Origin of the sequence: Pseudoalteromonas sp. SG43-3, from assembly GCF_014164385.1 — a bacterium.
GTDB classification, from domain to species: domain Bacteria; phylum Pseudomonadota; class Gammaproteobacteria; order Enterobacterales; family Alteromonadaceae; genus Pseudoalteromonas; species Pseudoalteromonas distincta.
The window spans coordinates 245071-269737 of sequence record NZ_JACJFC010000003.1 but is presented as its reverse complement, the minus strand read 5'-3'; the positions used below and the strand labels follow the sequence as shown (position 1 = coordinate 269737).

Annotated in this window: 18 protein-coding genes; all 18 read right to left on the bottom strand. The window is 35.6% G+C overall.

What is annotated here, in order from left to right; genetic code table 11:
- The 18 genes from H5157_RS04485 to H5157_RS04400 all read right to left on the bottom strand — a co-directional run bounded on the left by H5157_RS04485 (position 1) and on the right by H5157_RS04400 (position 24662).
- Positions 1-1731 (bottom strand): SLC13 family permease, encoded by a 1731-nt coding sequence (locus H5157_RS04485; RefSeq protein WP_154904284.1) that lies wholly within the window; start codon positions 1729-1731, stop codon positions 1-3.
- Positions 1732-1806: 75 nt separating this feature from the next.
- On the bottom strand, positions 1807-3213 hold the full coding sequence (gene cysN / locus H5157_RS04480; protein ID WP_182724240.1) for a sulfate adenylyltransferase subunit CysN: 1407 nt from the start codon (positions 3211-3213) through the stop codon (positions 1807-1809).
- Between the two features lie 93 nt (positions 3214-3306).
- Complete coding sequence (gene cysD / locus H5157_RS04475; RefSeq protein WP_002963147.1) at positions 3307-4215, bottom strand: sulfate adenylyltransferase subunit CysD; 909 nt, start codon at positions 4213-4215, stop codon at positions 3307-3309.
- A gap of 791 nt (positions 4216-5006) precedes the next feature.
- On the bottom strand, positions 5007-5876 hold the full coding sequence (locus H5157_RS04470; protein ID WP_182719922.1) for a glycosyltransferase family 2 protein: 870 nt from the start codon (positions 5874-5876) through the stop codon (positions 5007-5009).
- A gap of 2 nt (positions 5877-5878) precedes the next feature.
- Complete coding sequence (locus tag H5157_RS04465) at positions 5879-6784, bottom strand: glycosyltransferase (protein WP_002962427.1); 906 nt, start codon at positions 6782-6784, stop codon at positions 5879-5881.
- Positions 6785-6914: 130 nt separating this feature from the next.
- Positions 6915-8687, bottom strand: coding sequence for a glycosyltransferase family 2 protein (locus tag H5157_RS04460; RefSeq protein ID WP_182724239.1), 1773 nt, complete (start codon positions 8685-8687; stop codon positions 6915-6917).
- Positions 8688-10046 carry a hypothetical protein gene (locus tag H5157_RS04455; RefSeq protein ID WP_182724238.1) on the bottom strand — a complete coding sequence of 453 codons (1359 nt, stop codon included), beginning with the start codon at positions 10044-10046 and terminating at the stop codon, positions 8688-8690.
- A 145-nt stretch (positions 10047-10191) separates the two neighbouring features.
- Positions 10192-11436 (bottom strand): glycosyltransferase family 2 protein, encoded by a 1245-nt coding sequence (locus H5157_RS04450; protein WP_182724237.1) that lies wholly within the window; start codon positions 11434-11436, stop codon positions 10192-10194.
- A gap of 6 nt (positions 11437-11442) precedes the next feature.
- The gene (locus H5157_RS04445) at positions 11443-12420 is read right to left on the bottom strand and encodes a hypothetical protein (protein WP_182724236.1); all 978 of its coding nucleotides are present in this window, start codon (positions 12418-12420) and stop codon (positions 11443-11445) included.
- 46 nt (positions 12421-12466) lie between these two features.
- Positions 12467-13642: a DUF563 domain-containing protein gene (locus H5157_RS04440; protein WP_182724235.1), complete on the bottom strand. Its 1176-nt coding sequence runs from the start codon at positions 13640-13642 to the stop codon at positions 12467-12469.
- A gap of 4 nt (positions 13643-13646) precedes the next feature.
- A complete protein-coding gene (locus H5157_RS04435) occupies positions 13647-14495 on the bottom strand; it encodes a hypothetical protein (protein ID WP_182694762.1) in 849 nt (282 codons plus the stop codon).
- Between the two features lie 8 nt (positions 14496-14503).
- Entirely contained in the window at positions 14504-16522 is a 2019-nt protein-coding gene (locus H5157_RS04430) for a rhamnan synthesis F family protein (RefSeq protein WP_182724234.1), read from the bottom strand.
- Entirely contained in the window at positions 16522-17589 is a 1068-nt protein-coding gene (locus H5157_RS04425) for an HAD family hydrolase (RefSeq protein ID WP_259399344.1), read from the bottom strand. The genes H5157_RS04430 and H5157_RS04425 overlap by 1 nt, the downstream gene beginning before the upstream one ends.
- 278 nt (positions 17590-17867) lie before the next feature.
- Positions 17868-19019: a polysaccharide pyruvyl transferase family protein gene (locus H5157_RS04420; protein WP_182724233.1), complete on the bottom strand. Its 1152-nt coding sequence runs from the start codon at positions 19017-19019 to the stop codon at positions 17868-17870.
- Positions 19009-20148, bottom strand: coding sequence for a polysaccharide pyruvyl transferase family protein (locus H5157_RS04415; RefSeq protein ID WP_182724232.1), 1140 nt, complete (start codon positions 20146-20148; stop codon positions 19009-19011). Before H5157_RS04415 ends, H5157_RS04420 begins: the two co-directional genes overlap by 11 nt.
- Positions 20145-21116 (bottom strand): hypothetical protein, encoded by a 972-nt coding sequence (locus tag H5157_RS04410; protein ID WP_182724231.1) that lies wholly within the window; start codon positions 21114-21116, stop codon positions 20145-20147. Before H5157_RS04410 ends, H5157_RS04415 begins: the two co-directional genes overlap by 4 nt.
- On the bottom strand, positions 21116-22351 hold the full coding sequence (locus tag H5157_RS04405) for a glycosyltransferase family 4 protein (protein WP_182724230.1): 1236 nt from the start codon (positions 22349-22351) through the stop codon (positions 21116-21118). Before H5157_RS04405 ends, H5157_RS04410 begins: the two co-directional genes overlap by 1 nt.
- Complete coding sequence (locus H5157_RS04400; protein WP_182724229.1) at positions 22344-24662, bottom strand: glycosyltransferase family 2 protein; 2319 nt, start codon at positions 24660-24662, stop codon at positions 22344-22346. Before H5157_RS04400 ends, H5157_RS04405 begins: the two co-directional genes overlap by 8 nt.
- Positions 24663-24667 lie beyond the last annotated feature (5 nt).

Here is a 24667-nt window from a genome sequence, read left to right as displayed (position 1 = left end):
CTACTTAAACGGAAAAAACACCGGAACACAAACTAAAACAACCACTGCATAAACAACACTGACAGGTAAGCCCATTTTAACAAAGTCATTTAATCTATAGTTACCGGCATTAAAAACCATTAAATTAGTTTGATAACCATAAGGGCTTATAAAGCTTCCACTTGCAGCAAAAGCAACTGTCATAACAAACGGCAATACATCTACTCCAAACCCAAGCGCAATGGTATAACCTATAGGAAACATTAATGCAGCTGCCGCGTTATTAGTCACAAACTCAGTCATTAACCAAGTTGCTATATAAACAAAAATTAAAGCAATATATACATAACTCGGATCGTTATACTGACCAATAAAATCGCCTAATGTAACTACTACACCAGAATTAACTAAAGCATTTGAAAGCAAAATTGCCGACGAAACAACTAACCAAATATCAACTGGAAAGCGTCTAACCAGCTCATTCGTAGTTAAACTATGAGTGAATAATAACGCTCCGAGTAATAATACCAAACCTTCTAATAAATCTAGAATACCAAAAGCGGCCAGTACAATGATTGAAATAAACCCACCAATAGATAGCCAAGCACGCCACCCATTTATTCTTGATTCAGGCTCAACACCAGAAAGTACTAAAAAGTTTTTATTAATATTGGTTCTTGTTTTGTAATCTTTACCCACCGCTAAGACTAAAAAGTCACCAGAACGAATTACAACATCTCCTAACTTACCAGAGACCTGCTCACCATCGCGTCTAATTGCAACTACAGCGGCATCAAATAAAGCCCTAAAACCTGTTGTTTTTAAGGTTTTACCAACAATAATACTTTCCTGTCTAACTACTACTTCAGTTAAATTACTATTTAACGTACCGTTTTTTTCAGCAAAAATCTCTAAGCCTGTAAATTGTCCAAGCTGAAGTAACTTAGTAACTTCGCCACAAAATATAAGCCTATCAGAGCACTGTATAACCTCCGAAGGAGACACAGGGCTAATTAAGTGCCCCTTTCTCACTATTTCAACTAAAAACAATGACTCTAAATGCCTTAAGCCATTAGCTTCAACGGAACGCCCGATAAGCTCAGAGTTTTCAGCAACCTTAGCATCAATAAAATACCCTTCAGAGGTCGCCTTTTTTTGCTCAATACTGGGTAACATATTCGTGCAAAAATACATAACAACACCACAGCAAACAACTAAAATAGCCCCAATTGCTGTGAACGAAAAAAACGACAGTGAACGTCCAGAAGCCTCAATATACATTGAGTTAACAATCAAATTAGTTGACGTTCCTATAAGTGTTAAAGTACCACCTAAAATAGAAGCGTAGGAAAGAGGTAAAAGTAGTTTACTCGAAAAGTGGTGAGGATTATTACGTATAGGAGAAAGTAACGTAGCGACAACAGCTGTATTATTTAAAATAGACGAAAAAAGTGTAGTAACTCCAAATAACCTAAACCAAGTAGAATGGTAACTACTCACAATTATTTTAGATGCTACAACCCTTAACAAACGTGTTTTTTCAAGTGCTAAAGAGCACAATACAAGTAAAATTAAAGTCACTAAACCAGGGTTTGCAATACTTGTTAAAAATTGCTCTTTAGTAACCAAATCACAAGCTATCAAAGCAATAAGTGTCGCTCCAAAAACAGCGACAGGCCTTCCTTGAATAACAATTAATCCAGTAACCGTAAGTGCAAAAATAAAAAGCGTTAGATAAGCATCTAATGGCATAATTATAGTAGCCATCCATAGTTAATAAAACAAAAGTGCGGGCTAAAAAAGCCCGCAATGCTTAGCACGAGCAATCTATCGGATTACTTTTGCATCCCAATGAGGAAAGTGTTTACGAACCAACGCATTAAACTCAACTTCAAAAACAGAGTGTTGGCTTTGCGATTTATTCGTTTTAGCATCCAGAGGCTTACGTATCATCCCAGCACCAACAGTTACGTTAGTTAAGCGATCAATAATAATAAACGCTCCTGTGTGTTTATTAATATCATAAGCATCAAATTGTACAGGTGCTGTTAAAGCAAATTGACAGTTACCAATCTCATTTAAGTTTAGCTGCGACGCTTCTTTTTGCTCTAGCGTATTCACGTCAACTTTATAGTTAACAGCTTCTACGTGGCCAAAAACAGACTTACTACCAACTTTTATTTCATACTCACGGTCAACTTGTAATGCTTCTTCAGTCATCCAAACCACATCAGCTTCTAAATTAGCAGATGAATGAGGTTTTTGATGAGGGCGCACTAGCATATCGCCACGACTTACATCAATTTCATCTTCAAGCGTTAGCGTAATAGCCATACCAGCAGAAGCTTTTTCAAGGTTGCCATCAAAAGTAACTATTGATTTAACTTTACTTTCTTTACCTGAAGGTAATGACGCAACAGTATCCCCCACTCTAATATCGCCAGCAGCTATAGTGCCGCTAAAGCCACGAAAATCTAAATTAGGGCGGTTAACATATTGTACTTGCAGTCTAAATTCATCATTTTTAGCATGCGTCACTGAAACCGTGTTTAAAAGCTTCATTAGCGTAGAACCAGGATACCAAGACATCGCTTCACTTTCATTTACTACGTTATCACCACGCAGTGCCGAAATTGGTACAAAACGTATATCATCAAAAGATAGTTTTTCAGCAAACTCTCGATAATCTTTTTTAATGTTTTGATAAACAGATTGCTCGTAACCAACTGCATCCATTTTATTAATAGCAATAACTACATTTTTAATTCCTAACAAAGAACAAATATAGCTATGGCGACGTGTTTGAACTTGCACACCATGGCGAGCATCAATCAAAATAATTGCTAAATCACATGTTGAAGCGCCCGTTGCCATATTACGAGTATATTGCTCATGCCCTGGCGTATCAGCAATAATAAATTTACGTTGATCCGTTGCAAAGTATCTATATGCAACATCAATTGTAATACCTTGCTCACGCTCCGACTGAAGGCCATCAACTAAAAGCGCTAAGTCAAAATCGTTGTCTGTAGTGTTAAAGCGTTTTGAATCTTTTTCGATAGCAGCCATCTGATCTTCAAAGATCATTTTGCTGTCGTAAAGTAAGCGGCCAATTAACGTTGATTTACCATCATCTACACTGCCGCAGGTTAAAATACGCAGCATATCTTTGTTTTCGTGTACTTTTAAATAAGCTTCAATATCGGTTGCAAGTAAGTTTGTATCTTGTGACATAATTTTCTCTGAAATTTGGTTCGTAATAGGTTAATAACAAGTAGTTATTTATAATTTAGTAATAACTTGTCTCTTAAAGCTTCTAACGTATGGTTAGAAATAACCTTCCATTTTTTTCTTTTCCATAGAACCAGCTGAATCGTTATCGATTACTCTGCCTTGGCGCTCTGACGTAGTACAAAGCAGCATTTCTTGGATAATTTCAGGTAATGTTTGAGCCACAGACTCAACAGCACCAGTTAATGGATAACAACCCAATGTTCTAAAGCGAACCATTTTTTGCTGAACTTCTTCGCCTTTTTCAAGCTCCATTCGTTCATCATCAACCATAATTAATGTGCCATCACGCTCAACAACAGGACGCTCTTGTGCAAAATATAATGACGGAATTTCAATACCTTCAAGGTAAATGTATTGCCAAATATCTAACTCAGTCCAGTTACTAAGTGGGAATACGCGAATACTTTCACCTTTATCGACTTTGCTGTTATAAACATTCCAAAGTTCTGGGCGTTGGTTTTTAGGATCCCAACGATGGTTTTTATCACGGAATGAATAAACACGCTCTTTAGCACGAGATTTTTCTTCATCGCGACGAGCACCACCAAATGCAGCATCAAAACCATTCATATCAAGGGCTTGCTTTAAACCTTGAGTTTTCATAATGTCAGTATGTTTAGCACTACCATGAACAAATGGGCTAATCCCCATTTCTAAACCTTCAGGATTTTTATGAACAATTAAATCGAAACCATGCTTTTCAGCCATTTGATCTCTAAACTGAATCATTTCTTTAAATTTCCAGTTTGTATCTACGTGCATTAACGGAAAAGGTATTTTACCTGGATAAAAAGCTTTACGTGCTAAATGTAGTAATACCGAAGAGTCTTTACCAACAGAGTAAAGCATTACTGGATTATCAAATTCTGCGGCTACTTCACGCATTATATGAATTGATTCGGCTTCGAGGGCCTTAAGGTGAGTTAACTTTTCTTCATTCATAACGTTTGTTTATATCCTAAATTATCAAAATCCATCCAAGCCAATTATTAAAATATTATTTGGCTAAACTAAAACTATTATGCGTACTAGTTTAAATATTATAAACACCGCATTCAATGCGCAAGTATGCGTTCATAGTACTATATTCTTCACTAAGGTGCTGCGTGCATCATCAAGAGAGTAAATAATCCTTATTTACTCTATAAGCGAGGTATAAAACCTCACCTACAAAACAATTTTACCACCGAGAACACAGAGGCGCTTCGCGCTACACTGAGAAGTTATTAGATCCTCTCTTTCACTTCTCTGTGTTCTCTGTGGTGATAATAATGTCTTAATCACTTTATGAGCATTTAGCCCAAAACAATTTTACCACCGAGGGCACCGAGGCGCTTCGCGCTACACAGAGAAGTTATTAGCTCTTCTCTTTCACTTCTCTGTGTTCTCGGTGGTGATAATAATGCCTTAATTACTTACTCTGTAAACAAGCTACAAAACCTCACCTACAAAACAATTTTACCACCGAGAGCACAGAGGCGCTTCGCGCTACACGGAGAAGTTATTAGCTCTTCTCTTTCACTTCTCTGTGTTCTCTGTGGTGATAATAACGTCTTAATCACTTACTCTAATAAGCGAGGTATAAAACCTCACCTACAAAACATTTTTACCACCGAGAGCACAGAAGCACTTCGCGCTACACAGAAGGTAAATCACTTCTCATTGTCTTCTCTATGGTGGTAATCACTCATTTTATGAGTGATTACAAAACCTATATAGTCGCTCTTTTTATACTATTTCCAATGTTTATCATAAGAGCCTTTTCTTCCTAGCAATCCATCGTAAATACCTTTGAGCATAAACCCAAAGCGCTTACGTCTATTTTTTTGCATAACAGAATTTAAAAAAAAGCGAATCGGCATAAAAAACAAACACTTTACTTTCCAATAATTTGGAACGTAAGCCCTGCGGCTCAACAATAAAATATTTCTAAACTGATAATACAGCCTAATTGGGGCACCAACTTTATAGGTTATACCCACAAACTTACTGCGAGAGTCTCCTAAACGATGAACCATTTCTATATTTTTGGCTTTAGCAATATCAAACCCCATACTTCGAGCACGCCAGCACCATTCATGGTCAACCCCATCAATAAATAAAGATTCGTCTTTTAAACCTATATGATCAAGAGCGCTTAAATCTATCATCATCCCTGAAGCAATAATTTGAGTAACACCAACTAGGTCGTCGTATTCAAACACCTCTTTTTGAACCATAGGGTTTACTTTTTTATCTGAAAAACTACAACGAATTCTAGGGCCAATAGCAACTACATTTTGCTTCACTTTAGTAGATGCCTTAAGCAAACTGCTTAAATTGAAAACCATATCAGTAGGTATTAAGCTATCTTGGTCAAGTAAAATGGCATACTCACACCCTGCTTTTAAAAGATAGATAAGCCCAGCATTATGCGCATGCGCAATACCCGAGTTATCAGCAAGATGAATATAATGGTAATGACTAATTACTTTTGTGAAATCGTGAGGGGTTGGGCTATTATCAACTATAACCACTTCTTCTGTTTGCCCATATAAACGCGTTAATAATCGTTCTGTTAACGCTAGGTCGGGCTTATAAACAACTAAAACTGCACCAATCATAATTAATTGTGTTTATTTAAGCCCAATATAAAGCGGTCGGCTTTATATGCAACTTTTATAATCCATGAAGGCATCATTCGTAATACTAATACAAATAACGCATAACAATAATTTTGTAACGACTTTTGCTTAAGGGAATCCATAGCTAAAAGCCTAGCTTTAAATTCATTTACCGACTTACCTCTACCACGGCGCTTATAAAAACCATTTATGCGCCTAAAATGAAGTAATGGCTCTTTTACATTCGCAAATTTGCAGCCATCTTTTGCCAGTGCTATCCATAAAAAATAGTCTTGAGTGTTAAGCATATTAGTTAAATACCTATGCCCACGTGCAAATACACTATACCTAATAGCAACCGTAGGATGGTTTATAGGGCAACGACGCGAAAAAGCGCAAATTAATTTAGAATGAGTAAGGGGTAACCTACGTATACCCGCTCTGTTACCTTGTTCGTCTACTTCCCACAAAGCAGAGCCAAGCACATCAACATCTTGATGCTTATTTAGTAAAGTAACTTGTTTTTCAAAACGGTGAGGTACGCAAATATCATCGGCATCCATTCTAAAAAAGTATTCTGGATTTAGTGGCAAGGTTGAGTCGATAATATAGTTCATGCATGTGCTTAACCCTTTATTTTTTAGGCCATGCACTAGCGCTAAATTTGGGTGTTGTTTTTCTATTTTAGTTAAGTAAATAGCAATATCGTCTGCTACTTCACCATCGAGCACAATCATAAATAAATCAGCAGGTAAAGTTTGGTTTAAAACACTCTCAACTGCTTGTTTTACCCACTCTAGCCGGTCGTTGATATAAACAGACATACCACAAACAACACTTACGCTACTTGCAATTGGGTAAGTAGACTGCAATATAAACTGATTATTAGTTGCCGAAATTGGGATCATACTCTCTCTATAAAAAGATAAAACAACTCAAACAAACAGTCATTTACAAACTAGAAGCAATTCTAGCTTACTTTAATTAAGCACACAAAAAAACATAACGAATAATAACGCTAGTTTTACTTTTTATTAACTACCTAAAAGGCTTAATCGCAAAATTTTCACGTCTACGGGTTAAATTAGGATTATATGCAGGGTCGTTAGCAATAAAGTCACACCACGTAGTTTGCAAATAATTAAGCTCAGCATTAAAGCGCCGCACTTTTTCAGGCGTATCTTCGTGTCCGCGCGATACAGACTCATGATGGTACAAAATAGCTTCTGCACAATATAAGTTTCGTTTACCTAACTGCAATACTTTTAAACATAAATCAACATCGTTAAACGCAATGGCCAGCTTCTCAGCGTTAAGGCCCCCAACGGCCCAGAAATCATCTGCTTTTATAAGTAAACACGCAGCAGTTACCGCACTATAATTTTGAGTAGCAACTAAGCGATTCATATAACCAAAATGATCATCAGGAAAGTACTTATGCCCATGCCCTGCACCGCCACCATAGCCCAATACAACTCCCGCGTGCTGAATACGATTATCTGAATACAAAAGCTTTGCACCCACACAACCTATATCATCTCGCATAACATGGCTAACCATGTTTAACAGCCAATCTGGTTCAATAACTTCAATATCGTTATTTACTAATGCCAATACCTCGCCCGAGGCTTTTTTAGCTGCAAAATTATTTATAGCCGAGTAATTAAATTCGGCGGCGTAATTAAACACCTTAATTTTTGAATGCTTGCTTAACTCATTAAAATATTTAAGGCACTTTGGGTCATCAGAGCCATTATCAATAAGTAATATTTCATAATTGCTATAAGTTGTTTTACTTAATATTGACTCAACACACGCTTTTACCAGTTCCAAGCCGTTACGCGTAGGTATAATTATTGACACCAGCGGCTGTGTATTTAGATGCCACCGTAAATATACACTGGGTAAATTAGAGGGAATGACACTTGCAAATGGCGCATATAAAGCACTTAATTGATGTGTAGCATTACTAAATTTAGGTAAGTTGGATGGGCGAGAAAGCAACACTTGAGCTATATGCTCAACATTTATGTTAGGGTTGTTTATATAGCTAGTACACATAAATACACTTAACATAAATTCGTTAAGGGGTAGCTTTATAACATTAAAGTCACTTAAGTTTTTAACCCAAATACCCGAGCTAACATAGCCATTCGTTAGCTGTAAGTCAGGATTCCAACTGGGTTTAAAATCGGCAAACTCTCTTTTTATATCCTTTGCGTTTAAAGAGTCGGTATCAACATAAGCAAGCTTAGCTGAGCTTGATAACTCGGTTGCTAACACAAATCCTAAATACGGGTGTAATACATCACCAGCGTTAACAAAAAAGCATGGGGTATTAACCACCTCTCGGGGTAAGCATTCAGCGCTTAAGCTTGTAACAACTCTAAAATTTAAAACGCTGTTTAGCGCTAAAAATTCATTTATTTCAACTCGATTATTTACCTTACAATATACAACTACATTTAAAAATGCGGCATGCTGCTCATTAATACTATTAAACGTAGCCAATAACTTACTAGGGCTATAATCGGCAACGCATACAATTAACGAACAATCACTATTGGTGACTTCTGCAAAGTGCTTAACTTGCCTAGCAAGGTAGCAATTGTGCTCGTTAATATAGTCATCGTAAGAGCGCTTAAGCTCATCAAGTGTTTGTAGCTGATATAACAAACCACTTTTATGCAAGTTACGACTATACGCAGCCACCAGCTTGGGATTCTGCTTTACTTTATCAACAAAGCTCTGAGGCAAAATACTTAAAAGACCTTTGAGTATTTTTACTGATGTTTTTCTAATTAACTGCACCTAGAAATCATCACGCTTAACTGTAAAACTATCAATTTCACGCTCATAAATTTTTATCTTACTATTAATTAAAGGACCGTTGGGCCTTAACTTCTGTGCCCTTTTCATAAATAAGTATGCTAAACCTATATCTTTGTTCGTCTCTGCTATAAACGCTAATTCCTTTAGAATATCAACATCAGAAATAGACTCAGCTAAACCAAGTTTGAGCCTCAATCTATTTATATCATCAGGTGCAGATTGATTAATTGGTAGTTGTTCAGGCTCTATAGCTTTACCAAATAAACGCTTTATAAAATTTAAAGACTTCGTTTTGAACATATATTTATCCGATACTTCAGAAAGCTGATACTTCTTAATAAAAACTTGCCCATACTTGTCATTAAAACAGGGCTGATAACTTGAAAGATAAAGTGCATAGCAAATAGACTTATATACCTCAGGCGCTTGATTATTAATATACTCAGCCACTTTAGTAAACTCTGATACATCTAAATTTTGCTCTCTATAGTCTTTTTGATCAGTTGAGCTAACTTCATTTAGTAAACTCTCAAAACCATAAACAGAATACTTAGAACAAAAACTACCTAAGGCATCAATAGCATGACTTCTGTATAACTCATAGTTATCAGGGTCTATAAGAGAAAAACTATTTGAGGAGCTTTTAAACGTTTGCAAAATTTTATCTACTTTCAAAGCTAAGTCAGGTGAGCAAAACTGGTTAATCCAGCGTTTAAACTCAAGTGCCTCAAAAGAGTACGAGGTATTAATATTAGCTTTTCCCATTATGGGTGGCTCAATATTTAAAATACTATAAAAATCATTAATAATATTTCCGCCAACAAATGCCTTATTACTATATGAACGAAGTATAAACCGACCTACCCCAAATTTACTTACTAGCTCATCCAGTTTATTTAAGTAAAGCTGTGGCAACTTAGGAAGAGATTGAATAGGGCTTATTTTGTGATGTCGCTTTACCGATTGATTATACAAAGATTCAAAGCTATCTAAAGGATTTCGAATATAGGCAATAAAATGTGCATCAGGTAGTACCTCTGTAATATCACTAACCCTTTCAAAAAAAAACTCAGAGCTTAATAACAATGTATGCAAACCACGCTTTTTACACTCAGCCAAAAGGGTCACTACCTTAGCATTGCTCACTACACGACCACTTGACGTGTTCTCATAAATACTATTTAAATTTCCTGAGCTAATTCCATTTATATCAGTGGTATGCTTTGGGTAATAAATGCCATTTTCAGCTAACCGTTTTGAGTCTCGTTGTAATAAAAACTGTATTGCTGACGTACCTGTTTTAGGAGGTCCTATATGTATAATTACTTTAATTGTCATCAATAAATTCCAAGTAGTAACTTAGCTGTGCTTTCAATTACCACTTAATTATGTACTAACTTGCTTTGTATAAAGCCTGCAACTCTTTAAGTATTGCTTAGCCACTTAACAAAAAATTATGCAAATATAAATTAATGCATTTAAATTAATTAATAATTTGTGCTTCATACTGAGATACTTTATGAGCAATCAGGTTACCACCAGGTCTAAACCTAGATGCTATTCTCATAAGTTCTAAGGATACGTTAAGGTCAACACCCTCAAAGGATATTGCAATATCTCTAAATTTATTTATCAAAGGCTCATCGATTATATTTAGATAATCAATACTCTTGATTCTTTTATGGAATGAGGAAAAAATCGAAGTCCCTTTAAGAACTTTATAATAAGTATCCACATCCTTTAATAACTCCTCATCAGCTATATCAAGAATTTCTAAAGCACTAATTTTTACGTCTTCACGTATTTTATTTAGCATACCAGCTAAATTACAATACTTTATAAACTCATCCAAACTATCATGGTAGCTTTTTAGGTGTGACTCAGGAACATCAAGATATGATAATTTAGCCTTTTTAGTTATGCCATCTCTGTTTTTCTTAACCCTCGAAGTCGATTCAGGGTTTTGCCTTAGTAATAATGCTAAATATTCACACTCAGAACGAACCATTCGGTGAAGTATGTAAGCATTTTGATTAATGTTAAAGCTGGGTGCAGCTAATTCTCTATGCTTACCTTTTTCAAAGGTATCTCCACTAGCATCTATATGAGAGGCATTATAGTTAGATTTGAGCAGAGGAACATGTAATGTAAACTTCCTCATATTTTCATAAGTACACCGGGTTATGATAGTTTTTACTTGGGGAGTAACATAATAACCCTTGTTAACAAAAGGAGCTGAAAACTCCTCTTCATCAACCTCCTGACAAGCCCAGTGAATTGACAATTTACTAGCAAAATCAAAAGAGTTAACAAACTGTTTTATATCCTTTTTAAAGCAAGTAGGATAAAAAAACTCATCAGCATCCACACTTAAACAATGAGTAATACTTGGGTCTTTAAATGCCTCATTTGCTAAAAAACTAAAAGATAGCCGTTGCATATTTGGGTTTATCCCGGTTTTATCAGCGTCTTTATCTATCCAGTCAGTAATAAAGTATTCTACATTGTCATATTTTGAACATATTAGATCCAAAACCTCTATAGTTTTGTCTGTAGTACGATTTATAGCTAAATAAATTTTTTTAAAACCGAAATACTGATAATGGTGTACCCACTCATGGATATAGGCCGATTCATCTTTGATAACAGCGATAACAGCAACATCTTTGCATATAGTAGCCTCTTGTTGCGTATTTTTAAAAAGTGATGAGACTTTTTTTAAACTCATAATGGCTCACTTATCTAATATTACTTTAATTATAGTTTTTATAGCGTGATTAGCTAAATCCTCATTCCACTCATCAGAAGCTTTCTCGTTATAAAAGTCAAAAGACTCTGAAAATATACTTTCATTTTCACTACTTATTTTAAACCGTTGGTTAAGCGCAACATTAGAGGCTCTAAAATTAGAATAAAAATCGATAGCCGTACTGCGCGCAGGGCGCATCACGTATGAGTCACCTAGTTCATTAATTATTTTTTGAAAAATAGCATCATTACGCTTAATGCCCATAGAGCGCAAAATGTGAGCGACTTTTACATGTAATATACCCAAACTTACATTAGCGTCATTCACATTTATATCGTCTTGAGAAAATGGAACTTTTAAAAAATCAAGAAAGTCACTCACTACACAATTATTTTTTAGCTCTAGCCTATCAAATACCTTAAAGGTAATATTTTCATCACCAAAAACATCTCCCCACATGGCAAAATGATCATAGTAATTTAAATACGAATTAGCATTTTTGTCTAAACTAGGAAATGCTTTATTATCGCCTTTAAAATAATGCCCTTCTGCTTCCCAGCTTTTAGCTCTTTGCTGATAGTGCGACAAAGCTTGTCGGTCTTGTCGCCTAATATAAATAAGGATTTTTATAGAAGAAAAGTGCGCGCCCAAAGAGGCTTTAAACTGCTCTAATTGCTCTTTATCATGTATCCATGAAAAACATTCTGAGGACATTACAACACGTTTACCGGTACACTTTTTTAAATTTATAGCCAGCTGCTCTTTTATAAAAACAGATCCATTCTTAATTTTTGAATGATCAAAATAATAAGTTTGGTTTACTTGAACTGCACTTTTACCATTTTCAATAAAAAATGGAGTCACACTATTTTTTTTTAAAAAGCGCTGATTATTGTACATCCAGCTTTGAACTGTCGATGTACCGGTTTTGTGCGCCCCAATATGTAACGTTAACTCTCGCATTGCTTGGTCTCCGGCAACGATAAATTATATTCGTAAAAATTAAATACTATAAAACAGTCGCTAAGCATTTATCTAAATTATTAATAGAGACTTTCCATTCAATGGAGTTATTTTTTTGAAATATATTATTAGTTGAAGTGTTGTAGCCATATGTTTTATGCCCACATATTAAATCTGTATTAACTTGATGGTTAATACCAGGGTTTATTTTCATAATCGGTAAACAAGTAATGCCTAAAGTTTTTGCAGGGTTGGGTATAAAAAAGGAATTTTGCAAACCAGAGCCAGGACTACCAGCAATAAAATTGGTGGTTGAAAGTGCCTTCTGCATATCAATTTGAGAAAGATCCTCGGGCACTATAATTTCAAACCCTATTGAGCGAAAGTAAGACTCAACTTCATCCTCATTCAGTAGTATTCGGCCTTGTATCGGCGCTTTTACCGCACGTCGACTCAAGTAAACTCGCTTGTTACTAACAATGCTATTTTTATTCTCGTAACCTGCCATCATTTTATTTAAATGTAACCAAACTAAACGAGCTTCATCTGTCAGGTAGCAGTTGCCATCACTAATAGAAATACCTGACTCAGGAATAATTATATGCTCAAACGTTGTTGGCTTTTTAATAAAAACAATATTGTCGCGGTTTATACCTAACACGGCTAAATACTGCATCATATTAGAGTTCAAAAAAGCATTTTTTTGCTGCTCATTAAAATTTTCAAATACGTGGTATACAAATTTAGTATTTTTATTTACTAAGCTAGGCTTTTTTAATGCAAGCCAAAAACGCGTGACTCCCTCCTGAATAAAATGCCCATAATGAGGGTTTAGCATGCCCATGTAGTAATAGTTACCTTTCATATGCTCACTAGGAAAAGCGGCCTTAAAAGGATAAACAGGCAACTCAGAATGGTCTTTGTAGCCTTTTAATACTGGTTTGTAATGGTCAGCTATTAAAACTGGGTTTAAATGTTTGTCATAAGCCCAGTGTTCAAAAAAATAGCTTTTAGGAATATGGTGTGTTTCTTTGTAGGGTAAAAAAAGTGGATTCTCTTCAATACAGTAAGTTGGAGAAAATTTAGTAAACTGCGAGTTATATAAACGCGTTTCAGAGATATCGCTTCCGCATATAAAGTTAATATGATTTTTCAGCGCTAAGCTATAATCTAACCGTGTGCTTATACGTTTTTTTACAGGATCCCAATAATCGTTTTTCATAGGTTTAGATCCACGTATACCTTGCTGTAAGGCGCTCTTTATCGTGTGTAAAAGCATTTCGTACCACTTTAGTTTCTATGCGTTGTTTTACGTTTTTAGCATGCTGCTCTTTGTAGTCTAAAGAATTTAGGTACTTTATAAGCTCTTCTCGCTGCTGTTTATTGCTACTTACACGGTCAAAGTGTCGCAGCATAGGCGCAATTTCTAGCCGAATAGATTCATTAACCTTACTCTGTAGGCTATTGCTAGCGTCAATGTTAAGGCCAATAACTTTAAAAAATAGACTTACAAAATTTTGCTTATCTTTATCGTAATCCATCAAAAATACATTTTCATCGCCAATGTGTTTTGCCCAATTATCAACTAATAATGGCATTCTTATTTGGGCCAATTCTCTTTCGCAAAACTTAAACATATCTTCGTTGTCAGGGATACCCCAATTGACTTTAACGGCTTGTAAAAAAGCAGAAATTAAGTAATCAGTGTAATTTCTCACCGCAACTATAACTTTTACTTCAATACCTTCGCTTTTTGCCTCATTAAGCATATTTGCAATATGCTGCGGGTTATCCCTAATTAAAAACTCACTAGATACAACCGTACTACTGTCTCTGCTTTTAGCAAAACTTAAAAGCGACTTCCAATTTTGTTGGTAATTCTCAAGCGAAAAACCAGGGTGGTTAGAAGCAAAGTAGTTGCTCGCGCCACCAAATAAACCAAATGGCGAAAAGCATGCTTGTAAATTGTTATCAGTAGAAAGTTTAAAGCCAATATTTTGAATTGCACTCGTTGCTGTTTTCCCTATACCAGGGTGAAATATTATTGTTTTGGGTTGATTTAAATTTATATTCATATAGTTGTCTATTCACCTAAAAACGGGAAGCGCCCAAAGCTACTTACCAGTGGTCCCCATTTTAAAATATGTTGTTCGTTTAATTCATTGCCACCACTAAATGGATTATCCCATCCCGCAGCATGCCATTTATCTAATGGATTAAGAATATGCAAATTTTGTAAGCCAAAGTCACCTGGTATTTGTGCATCGGCCACGGCATTGTCGCCAACATGTATAAAACTTTGCCCTTCGGGTAGGCTTTGCTTTATATGTTGCCACAATTGGCCATTGTCTTTGCGTTTACCTAAATCGCTCGAAACCAATAAGTCAAAGCCCACACTAATACCTACTTTAGCCAGCATAAGTGCCACTTGTTCTTTTGTATAATAGGTATCTGATGCAACTGTTACTTGTTTGCCTGCTAAAATAAGCTCGTTAAAAATATCAACCATTTCATCTTTTGGTAAAATCATGTGTAGGTCGTAAGCAAACTCTTGCTCTGCATAGCTATGGGCTTGCTCACTGCTCCAACCCAGTTGCTCGCTTAAGTAGCTGTACGTTTCAAAAATACTTACATCACCTATAAAGTTTTTAGCTTTGCGTACCTCAAACTCTGCGATATTACGGGATTTAACAAATTCATGCGCATTACTTACAACACCACTTTCAACCAACGCTTTACCTAATAAAAATTTAGCGTAATCTGGCGCGTGGTATTCACGCCTTACTAAAGTATCAAATACATCAAAACTTATATGCTCAAAATTATTCAGCTGATTTTTAAGCCCTTCGGCAGTATTAACATACTGCGCCAAAATATAGCTTGTATCGTGAGTAAACTGGCCAGTTTTAGGGTAGTAAAAAAGCTGCTTGTAGCCATTTTTTTCAACAAGTAGCCCCAGCATACGCTCTAGCGCGTGAAGCTCAGAGCCATCGTTAGGTAAAGGCTCACCAGGGAAATCATCGTACTTATATTCTTTATTTAAAAGCTGCTTTAGCGCCTCAGGCCTTGCCCAAAACATACCGCCGGCAGGGTAAGCTAAAAAATCATCTTTTAATTTAATATTCCACTCTTTAGTAAACTTTTGCGCAGCGGGTTTATTTTTAAGCCAGTGGTTTACCCAATCAGGCATCATCCAAAACGAAGTGGGGTAATATATGCCGCTTTTAGGATTATCGTTAAAATGATTAAGCACTTGCTTAATAACGTGCTGGTCATTTAGTAAGTACTCACCCAAGTAATCAGCCCACTGGGTTTGCGCACGGCCAGAATAAAGTGATTTTTTAGAATGCATATGGCAAAACAAATCGTACTTTTGTAACTCACTTGCAAACTCAACAAGCATAGGGCCAAAGTTTCGCCCATGGTTAGGCACTACCTTTACTAAAACCTTATTTACCTTTGAACACGCTTTAAAATCGTGTATTGCTTTTTTAGCAAGCTCATCACTAGCTACACTTACAAATACATCGACCGGCTGCGTAAATTTAGCTAAAGCATCACAGTAGTAATCAATAAACTCGCCATAAAACACATGAAAACACATCGCTAATTTAAGTGATGTTGGTTCACCATCTGCTGTACTTTCTATTGCTTTTGGGTACCACTTTTGATTAGCCGGAAGCGATAAGCGACCTTCTTGCTGTCCATGATTTAAGTAATGCACTAACGCATGCTCGCCCTGTAAGTAAATGTCCGTATTGCACTTATAATACAGCTCTGTATCAAAGTTAGGGCTTGGGTTTACACCGCTAAAATTACCTTTGTGTAAATAATCTTCAAAAGCTTCAAGCTCACAGCTAAACGTTCTAAGCTGTTTATTGCTATACCAAGCATAATCAAAAAAGCCTGCTGCTTTTGCTTTTTCAAGTAAGTAAGCCGTTTCTTTATCGCTATAACTTTTTTTATTATTATTTAACTTTATATACTCACGGTGCTGTAATTTTGCATTAACTCGCTGAGCTAACTTAAGGAGTTGCGGCTGACTTTTTACAAAGTTAAACAGTACAGGCATATGTGTTTTTATTGTTTTTTTATTAATCATTATGCTAAACCAAAAAACTGTAGGGCATTAACGGTACCGTTACCTGTAACGTCGTCATCAATGTCAAAAATGTGCGTCGTGCATTTAGGGATCATATTTGGTTTACCCATATAGCTATTTAGTAATAATTCTAACTCATGGCTTGTAAATGCTAATTGATGTTTACCAGTATGAAAACAATAATTAAGCGCACCAGCCATTACTTGCTCAAGTTCATAAAAATAACGCTGTGATGCAACTTTTCGCCCGTAGTAAAAATCGAATTTAGACTGATCAAAAGTATTCAGTTTAATATCTCTAAACTGGCCATTAGGTGCAGTTAACAGTGATTCTAAAAACATTGAGCGGTCGAGCGGTAAGTAACCTTCACCAATTTTAACACCTTCTTTTAAATACCCACGCATAGTTACTTTATTATCATCAACACTATACTCACCAGGTTTCGACGCTATTAAATAGTGGCCATAGGTATCTTTGTTTAGCAATATAGAAAGTAACGCCTGAATAGTGCCTGAGTAGCCTAAATCCACTAAGTGGAGTGTTGACTGTTTATTTACTCCCATAGCCTCTAAATAAGCAAGATAAGCACACTTTGTAGGGGCTATTACTTTATCAATCGCTTTTTTATGGTTGGCTAACACTTCTATAATGCTTTTTTTATCGGCCGCTAGTTCAACATGCCGGCCGTTAATTTCGTTACTAAAAATATCTTCTATTTCAGTGTTACTTAATAAAAAACGCGTACGCATTAAATCATAAAAGGAGCCTTTAAAATCGCCCTTGAGTGAATATGCATAGCTTTGGCTGTTGCCTAAGAGTAACTTAAATAAAAATGCGCGCGAGGCAAGTAAATAACAACTATATTGCTTTTTATTACTACCTGAAAGGTACTGTTTAAATGCTTTTTCTAGCCAGTAACCTTCTCTGGCTAAAAAAAAGAGAGGTGTATTTTGAGTAGTATTTTCAACCAACTGTTGAGAAAAAAAACTTAATGTCGGCCCCATAAAGGTTGAACCATAAGCTGTAAAACGCGCTGCTGATGTTTGGTTTTTTGTAAAACTTTCCATTTTATTAATACCATCCTGTGATGAATAAAATACGTATTAAGCTTAATATCTTAAAGAACATTTAAATATTATTAACGCCTTCTTATATTTATACATGAGACATTTTTTAATATAAAAAACCTTTTAGCCAACACACTAAATTTATAATTAAGGAAACAAAAAATCGCTCTGAATAGCATTAAACTCAGAATCAACTAATGAAGCTGTATACAATTTATTGTTACCACGTTCTATTGGTAGTAACCATACATCACGATAATATGCCATATTAACAGACCCTATTTTGATAGCATGAGTAAATTGTTTGATGGCTTTATTCTATTATCTATAAGAAAACTATTGAATTGCTGCGATAGTTTTAAGCGATTTTCATCATAATTTTCATAATCCCAATCGGCGATAATTTCTGCGATATCGTTTCGAGTTATTCCCTGTAAATAATTTTTAGCATTTGCGTGTGGTATTTTCATTTTTTCACATAATTCTTTAGTTCTAGAGTCTATATACAGACAAACTGCTGGCACCCCGGCCTGAAGAGCAGATTGAACGCCGTGAATACGTGTACCAACAACAATATCCGAATACTGATGTTCGAGCATCCACTGGGTAGGATCTACAAATACTCTAAATTTATTTTCAATCGATTCGACGAGCTCTTCTTCAGAAAAGCCAAGTTCTTGATAAAAGGGTAAAATACGCTCAAAAGAATGTTTAAAATCTTCTTTTGAGTAATTAATAGTTACATTGATCAAATCCATAGGGTGTTGAACAATATAACGGCCTTTATTATTGATTGCTAAATTTAGTAAAGATCCTTCAAGTTTTGAAAAATCTTTGTTATATGGACTCCCTGCTGCTGTAGATATTTTTTTCATACCTGTGGAGTTAAACCTATCAATTATAGTTTTACCCAAATTTGCATTTGGGTTAATAAAATTTGTCTGGCAACCAATTGGTAAAGCTTTATCAGCCAAGCCAAGTTTTTCTAAAATAGAAAAAGTATAATCCCCCCTTACAGTCAAGTTTGGTGCATTACTGACAGAGCGCTCTGTTAATTGCCTAATCCACTCAACTGTACCTTGAGGAATAAAACTTAAATCCTCAGTCTGTTCTTTAATTTGCGCACCTAACCCAAGCCCCACAACAGGAACGTCTAATTGTTCAAGTCTCATTCCTCTTTTACCAAGATCGGTATGAGAGCCAAGCTGATTTGCTAGTGAAAAGACTAAGCCATTACCAATCTTATTAATTATTTCAGGCTTAGCGCCAAAGCCAAACTTTCTGTTAGAGAAAGCAATACAACAACGAGTAGCATAGTAATAAACTAGATTACCTGTATTTCCAGTATATAGTCGCTGAAATTCACTACTGTTCTTTGGGTATATAGTCTGCCCATGATCTGGTCCAACATATGACCAATTAAGACTCATCACTAAACTCCTTAAGAGCTGCTGTCACAGTTAAACCCGTTGACTCTATAATTTCGACATACTTTTTAGCTAAAAATTTTCGATTCGTATCGTAATCGACACCTGAGAAATTTAATTTTTCATATATCTCTTCGAACGATGTGAACTCTAAATCTTTAATATTACAGTGAGGGAGTTTCATAATATCTACTAACTCACTTGTTCTGCTGTCATGTGATAGGAAAACTGATGGAACGCCAGATTGGAACGCAAGCATATTGCCATGGAGCCTTGTACCGATAGAGAGATCAAACTTTTTGGAATATTCCATCCAAGGGTTTGCCCCAAAAAAAGTAACGAACTTATCTGTTACGAATTGCTCAAACTTGCCTGGTGTATATAAATTTTTCCATAGCTTTTCTTGAAATTGCATATGAGGGCATAACTTATCGTAATCAACGCCCCTTGCTGCTTTAACTATCTCAAGTGGGTTTTGGCATACAACGTTGAAGCTATTTTTGCATACTAGCTCAATTAACTTTCTGTACTCTGCATAAAACTTTCTTCTGTGAGTGTCTGCATTGAGTAAAATGCTTGGTTCTGAAATACCACCTAGAAAAACATTTGCAAGTTTTTCCTCAATAGTAACCCCTAAATTGTTACTTAGATTTGTAAGGTTAGAAGGGCAACCTAAAGCCGTTACTTGCTTTACACCGTAGCTATGAAGCACTTCTGCGGTGTAGCTACCTCGGCACGTGATATGGACAGCTTGATTTTTTAAAACAGAAATGAAACGCTCCGTACCTTCTTTTAGAGCAATTTTAGAGCCTGTAGCCGGGGCTTGCGCACCTATACCGATAACAAGCAGAGGTAGGTTTGTTTTTTGCAACTTATTGGCTAAAGCACCAAGATCACGATCAGGGTGTAAAAAATTAGAGGCTGGGATAACAATAATGTCAAAATTATCACGGATATAGTTAGAGTCGAACCCCCAATTATTTATATATTCTCTTTCACCAATAATATGGCTATCTACAGCATTCCAAAAAGCATGGTTACCAACATTTAATCCAGAGCGTTTATATGCCTCCTCAGTTTCAACTAAAGCTGAACGGAAGTGTGGGTCTTCACCCAAAAAAGCTATTTTCATTTTGTTTCACTTGTATTTTTTTCTAATATAAATTCGAGCACATCTTCAACACCATTAAGTGGGTTCCATGAAAAGCTATTAGTTGTATTAACCGGGCTCACATCATGGAAATTCAATTCACTGTTAATGTTATTTTGTAGGTATTTAGTTATAAACTTTTGATTACTTTGTTTGTAATTTGCAGCTATTACTTTTTCGTAAGCAACAGGTAGTTTAAACTCTGTGCTTTTTTTAAGGCCTGTTCTAAACTCTTCAAGTAACTCAGTTTGCTTCTCCATACCATTACGGTTCATAGCTAGTTTAAGTAATACCTCGCTATGGCTCAAAGAATAATTTGACGCGTTACTATCTGGGCTTACTAATTTGTCTTGAATAGTTTTGTAATCAATGTCTAATATATTCAAGAAGCTAATTAATAGCCCTTCTTTTTCTTTTTTTACATAATCGTAGTCTATTACCTTCACGGGTATGTTTTCAACGCCCCATTTTTCACAGTACTCCCAGTAGTCCATGTGCTGGCTGCTTGCTTTATCCCATGTAAGGTTAGAGGTTCTTCCTAGCGCTTTAACATCTTGATTAAAACCAGAGGCTATTAATTTATCTTGGCGCCTTACTGATATAACCACTTCAATACTTTCAAAAATACCTTTAAAGTATTCTTTTAATTTATTAATGCCACACAAAATAAAGTACTCTGATGAAATAACTACCGTTTCTGCGTTAGCTGATTGGGTTTTAAGCAATTCCTCAATATCATTAGTATATTGGTTTTTTAGCTCATTTATATCTGTTCGTGTTACCAAGCGGCTATCATCAATTAAATAACAAGCTAAGAGGTGAGGCTTTATGCCCCCCAATATTCTAATATTGCCATTTTCTTCAATAACTTTATGGTTTTTGTTCAGTACACCTTGAATATAACTACTACCCGTTTTAGGCATACCTACATGTAAAATGAGCTTGGTCATTAATAAACCTCTTTTAAGTGAATGTCAGCACACTCTTCTATCGTGATAGGAACCTGTATATTATCAACATACTTTTTCCAACATGTGCTATTACTTACAACTTCTTTAATTTTACTTGCTAAGTCAACAGGGTTTTTCGTTCTAAATAGTATACCTGTTTCTCCACCTTTAATTTTTTCAGCCATCCCACCAATATCACTACCTATGAGTGGGCGACCATGTTTATACGCTTCTTGAATTACCATAGGGGAGTTTTCCCACCATACAGAAGGAATAATAACCCAGTCAGTTTGTGCCAGTAAGCCTGGCATTTCGTGTGGTTCATAAGAGCCATGCATAGTTACAGTGCCCTCTAATTCTTCTAAAAGCTCTTTTACTTTTTCTTTAAACTCACCGGTTTGGTGCTCTAAGTTAGCACCATGTATATCTAGGTGTACTTGTTGCTTTACTTTTTCTGGTAATGCACTAAACGCTTGCAATAGCACATCAATCCCCTTAAAAGGATTTACTTGTCCAAAAAAAGCAAAACGTCCACGGCATTCACCTTTAGCCAATTGTCTTGGTGGTAAAAAGTCAGCCTTGGGTTGGCCATTTTCTATCATGGTTATTTTTTCTTTAGGCAGACCCCAGTCAACATAGCGGTCAACTAAAAAGTCACTTGGAGATACAAATTTATCTACATTATCAAAGACTGACTTTATGTATTTTTCTCGTAGGAAAAAATCTGCTGCAGAGCGCTCAGGAAAACATGTTGCACAGTCGCTTGGCGCTGCTTTATAACATAGCTTCATTTGTGAGCCTGGCTTTACCATTTGTCCGTTATTACCGCAAATTGCTAAATATTCATGTAGCGTCACAATAATTTTGGCATCAGGCAATGAGTTTTTAACCTGTTGAATCATTTCTAACCCTATATGAATATAGTGATGAAAATGAACAACTGTAGGTTTAAAGCTTTCTAGTAAAAGCTTAAAGTCCTGCCATATGTGCTTTTTATAAGCGGATTGAAATAAGAAAAAATCTCCCATACTCGTATGGTACAGTATTTCGTTTTCATCATTTCTAGTTGAAAACGTTGAACCTCCATGAGCTTGTATATCTGTTCGCGCTAAAAAAAGACTGTCGATTTCTCTTTTTTTATACTCACTATACAAATTGTAAGCGGCAACTTCTGCCCCACCTTTACTTAGATCTGGATGCCCATGAGAAACTATTAAAATTTTAGTATTAGACATTTTTTTCTCTTAATTCATTAATCATATTATTCCAGCGAACTGTATGCTGCCAGCCATTAAACAATGTCAACTTAAACTTCCAATCACCTTTGTCTACCAAAGACTGAGATTGACGCTCTAAGTGATAAAGTTTTTCTGAACCCAGTACGTAATTTTCATAACCAAGCTCAATGAGTTTTAAGCATAAATCTGAGTCTTCAAAATCGCCTAAAATGTAGCGCGTTTCAAAACCTTCTACTTCTTCAAATTTTTGTTTATCTATTAATAAGCAGGCTGCAGTTACAGTATCTGATTTAGTTATCTCAAATTTAGGCACTAAGTTAGCGGGCATGCCTTTGTATTGATGCTCATTTAACCAAATCCCACCAAACTCTCTACTTTGTCTAAATTGCATACCAATGTGCTGGATTGTTTCATCTTCGTATACTAATTTAACCCCCATAGCACCAATGTTATCGGTACTATCGTAAACACTTAGCATTCTATCTAACCAACCGCTTTCAGAAGGAATTACATCAGAATTAAGTAGCAATAATTTATCACCTATCGCTTGAGATACACCTAAGTTGTTTGCCCCTGAAAAACCAAGATTTCTTCCACAACTAATCACCTTAAACGGTACTGAATATAATTTAGATACATCTTCACACAGAGATAGCAGCGGCTGCTCTATTGTGGGATCATCTAGCACATAGATTAATTCAATATCTTCGAGCGTTGCATCTTTTTCAAATTGACTTATTTGGTGTAATACAAAGTCGTATCGCCCGTAGAGAGGAACTATTATGGAACAACGAGGGGCTTCAGGCGTTGTACCGTAATCATATATTTTAATTGAGTCAGTATTAGGTTTTTTTACCCGATCACCCCATATACCGTGTAAAGCTGGCATTATATGCTTTTGATATGATTCAAAAGCATTGTTTTGAGTCGGCTCAACATCAACTAAAACATTTTGAGTAGCCATAATTTCGTTGTCGTTTATATTAATGACCGAAAGTGGAATACGTACTATTTCTCCCGATTTTTCAAATAACAATATGGCCAGCTCTTTTGATTCTGACTTTATTAAACTATAACAATAAAATCCGCTTTTATAATTATTAGATAAATGTCCAAATGCTTCATTAACATCAGTCCTGATTTTTCGACAAAGCAACGGGAGTAAGTTTTCACTAATTTTAGCCCCGTCACTCACGCAAATTGCAGATAGCGTATCTAAATGATTATCTATCCAACCACGTATAAAAATGCCAGACTCACCACAGTTAATAGCTGACTCAACCATTATATTTGTAGAGATTTCATTTAAATTAACAAACTCTTTTTTTATTTCGGTAAAGTAACTTGCACCTAAATTTTCTATTAACCATTTTCGTGCTTCTATTAAGTTAAAGCTGTTTGTATCAAGTAATTTGCCCTCAACTTCTTTGTGGTCTAATACTTGGGAAATGTCTAGTTTTACTGTTTTTGTAGATATAGTACTCTCAAAACCAAGCTCAAGTTGTTGCTTTGTCGGTGCTGCGAGCTCAACTATCAGTAAAAAACCATGTTTTTCTTGCGTATTAATTAGTTCAAGGCTTTTAGCAACATCAAATCGCTCGCGTTTTATACACTTAATTATTCTAAGTGGGGTATTCTCCAACTTGACTGAAAACATTACTTCGAAATCATTTATAGCATCAGCCACCCACCCCTTAATAACTACAAACTTATTATTAAATGTACCAACTCTTTCAATATAGTGGACTATTTCAGTATCTTTTTTTGGCTCTACTATATCTGATATGAGTTCTTCGTCGTACGTTTCTAGTTCAACTTCATCAACATCTAGTTTAATATCAAAATCACTTTCTAAACGCAGAAATTCATCATAAGTGCTTGTCAATTTTTCATCGCTAATTTCGATTAATTCAAGTGGTAATGTTATTTCATGCTCACTACTTTTCAGGTTTAGGTACAAAGGACCAGATAGAAGCTCACAATCATATAGTTGAAAAAAACCAGGAGCCAGATTTCTGCTTTTTAAATTTAAGTGGCTTAAAACATCATCTCTATCTTCCTGAACTTTGCCTTTAAGGTAAGCTGGAATTTTATCCTCACCTAATAATGAAATTACTACTTCGTTTTCGCTTTCAATAGCCCAACCTCTTATTAAAAGCTGTTTATTCTTAACAAAGCCACATATATCTATCCAGTAACGAAAAGAAGAGTCTGGCTCAATATCTGAAGGTTTATGATCTTCTTCTACTCTTTCAGAATCATTATTTTTAGACTCGCTAGCTTTAATGCTCTTTTTTTTAAACCACATACAAT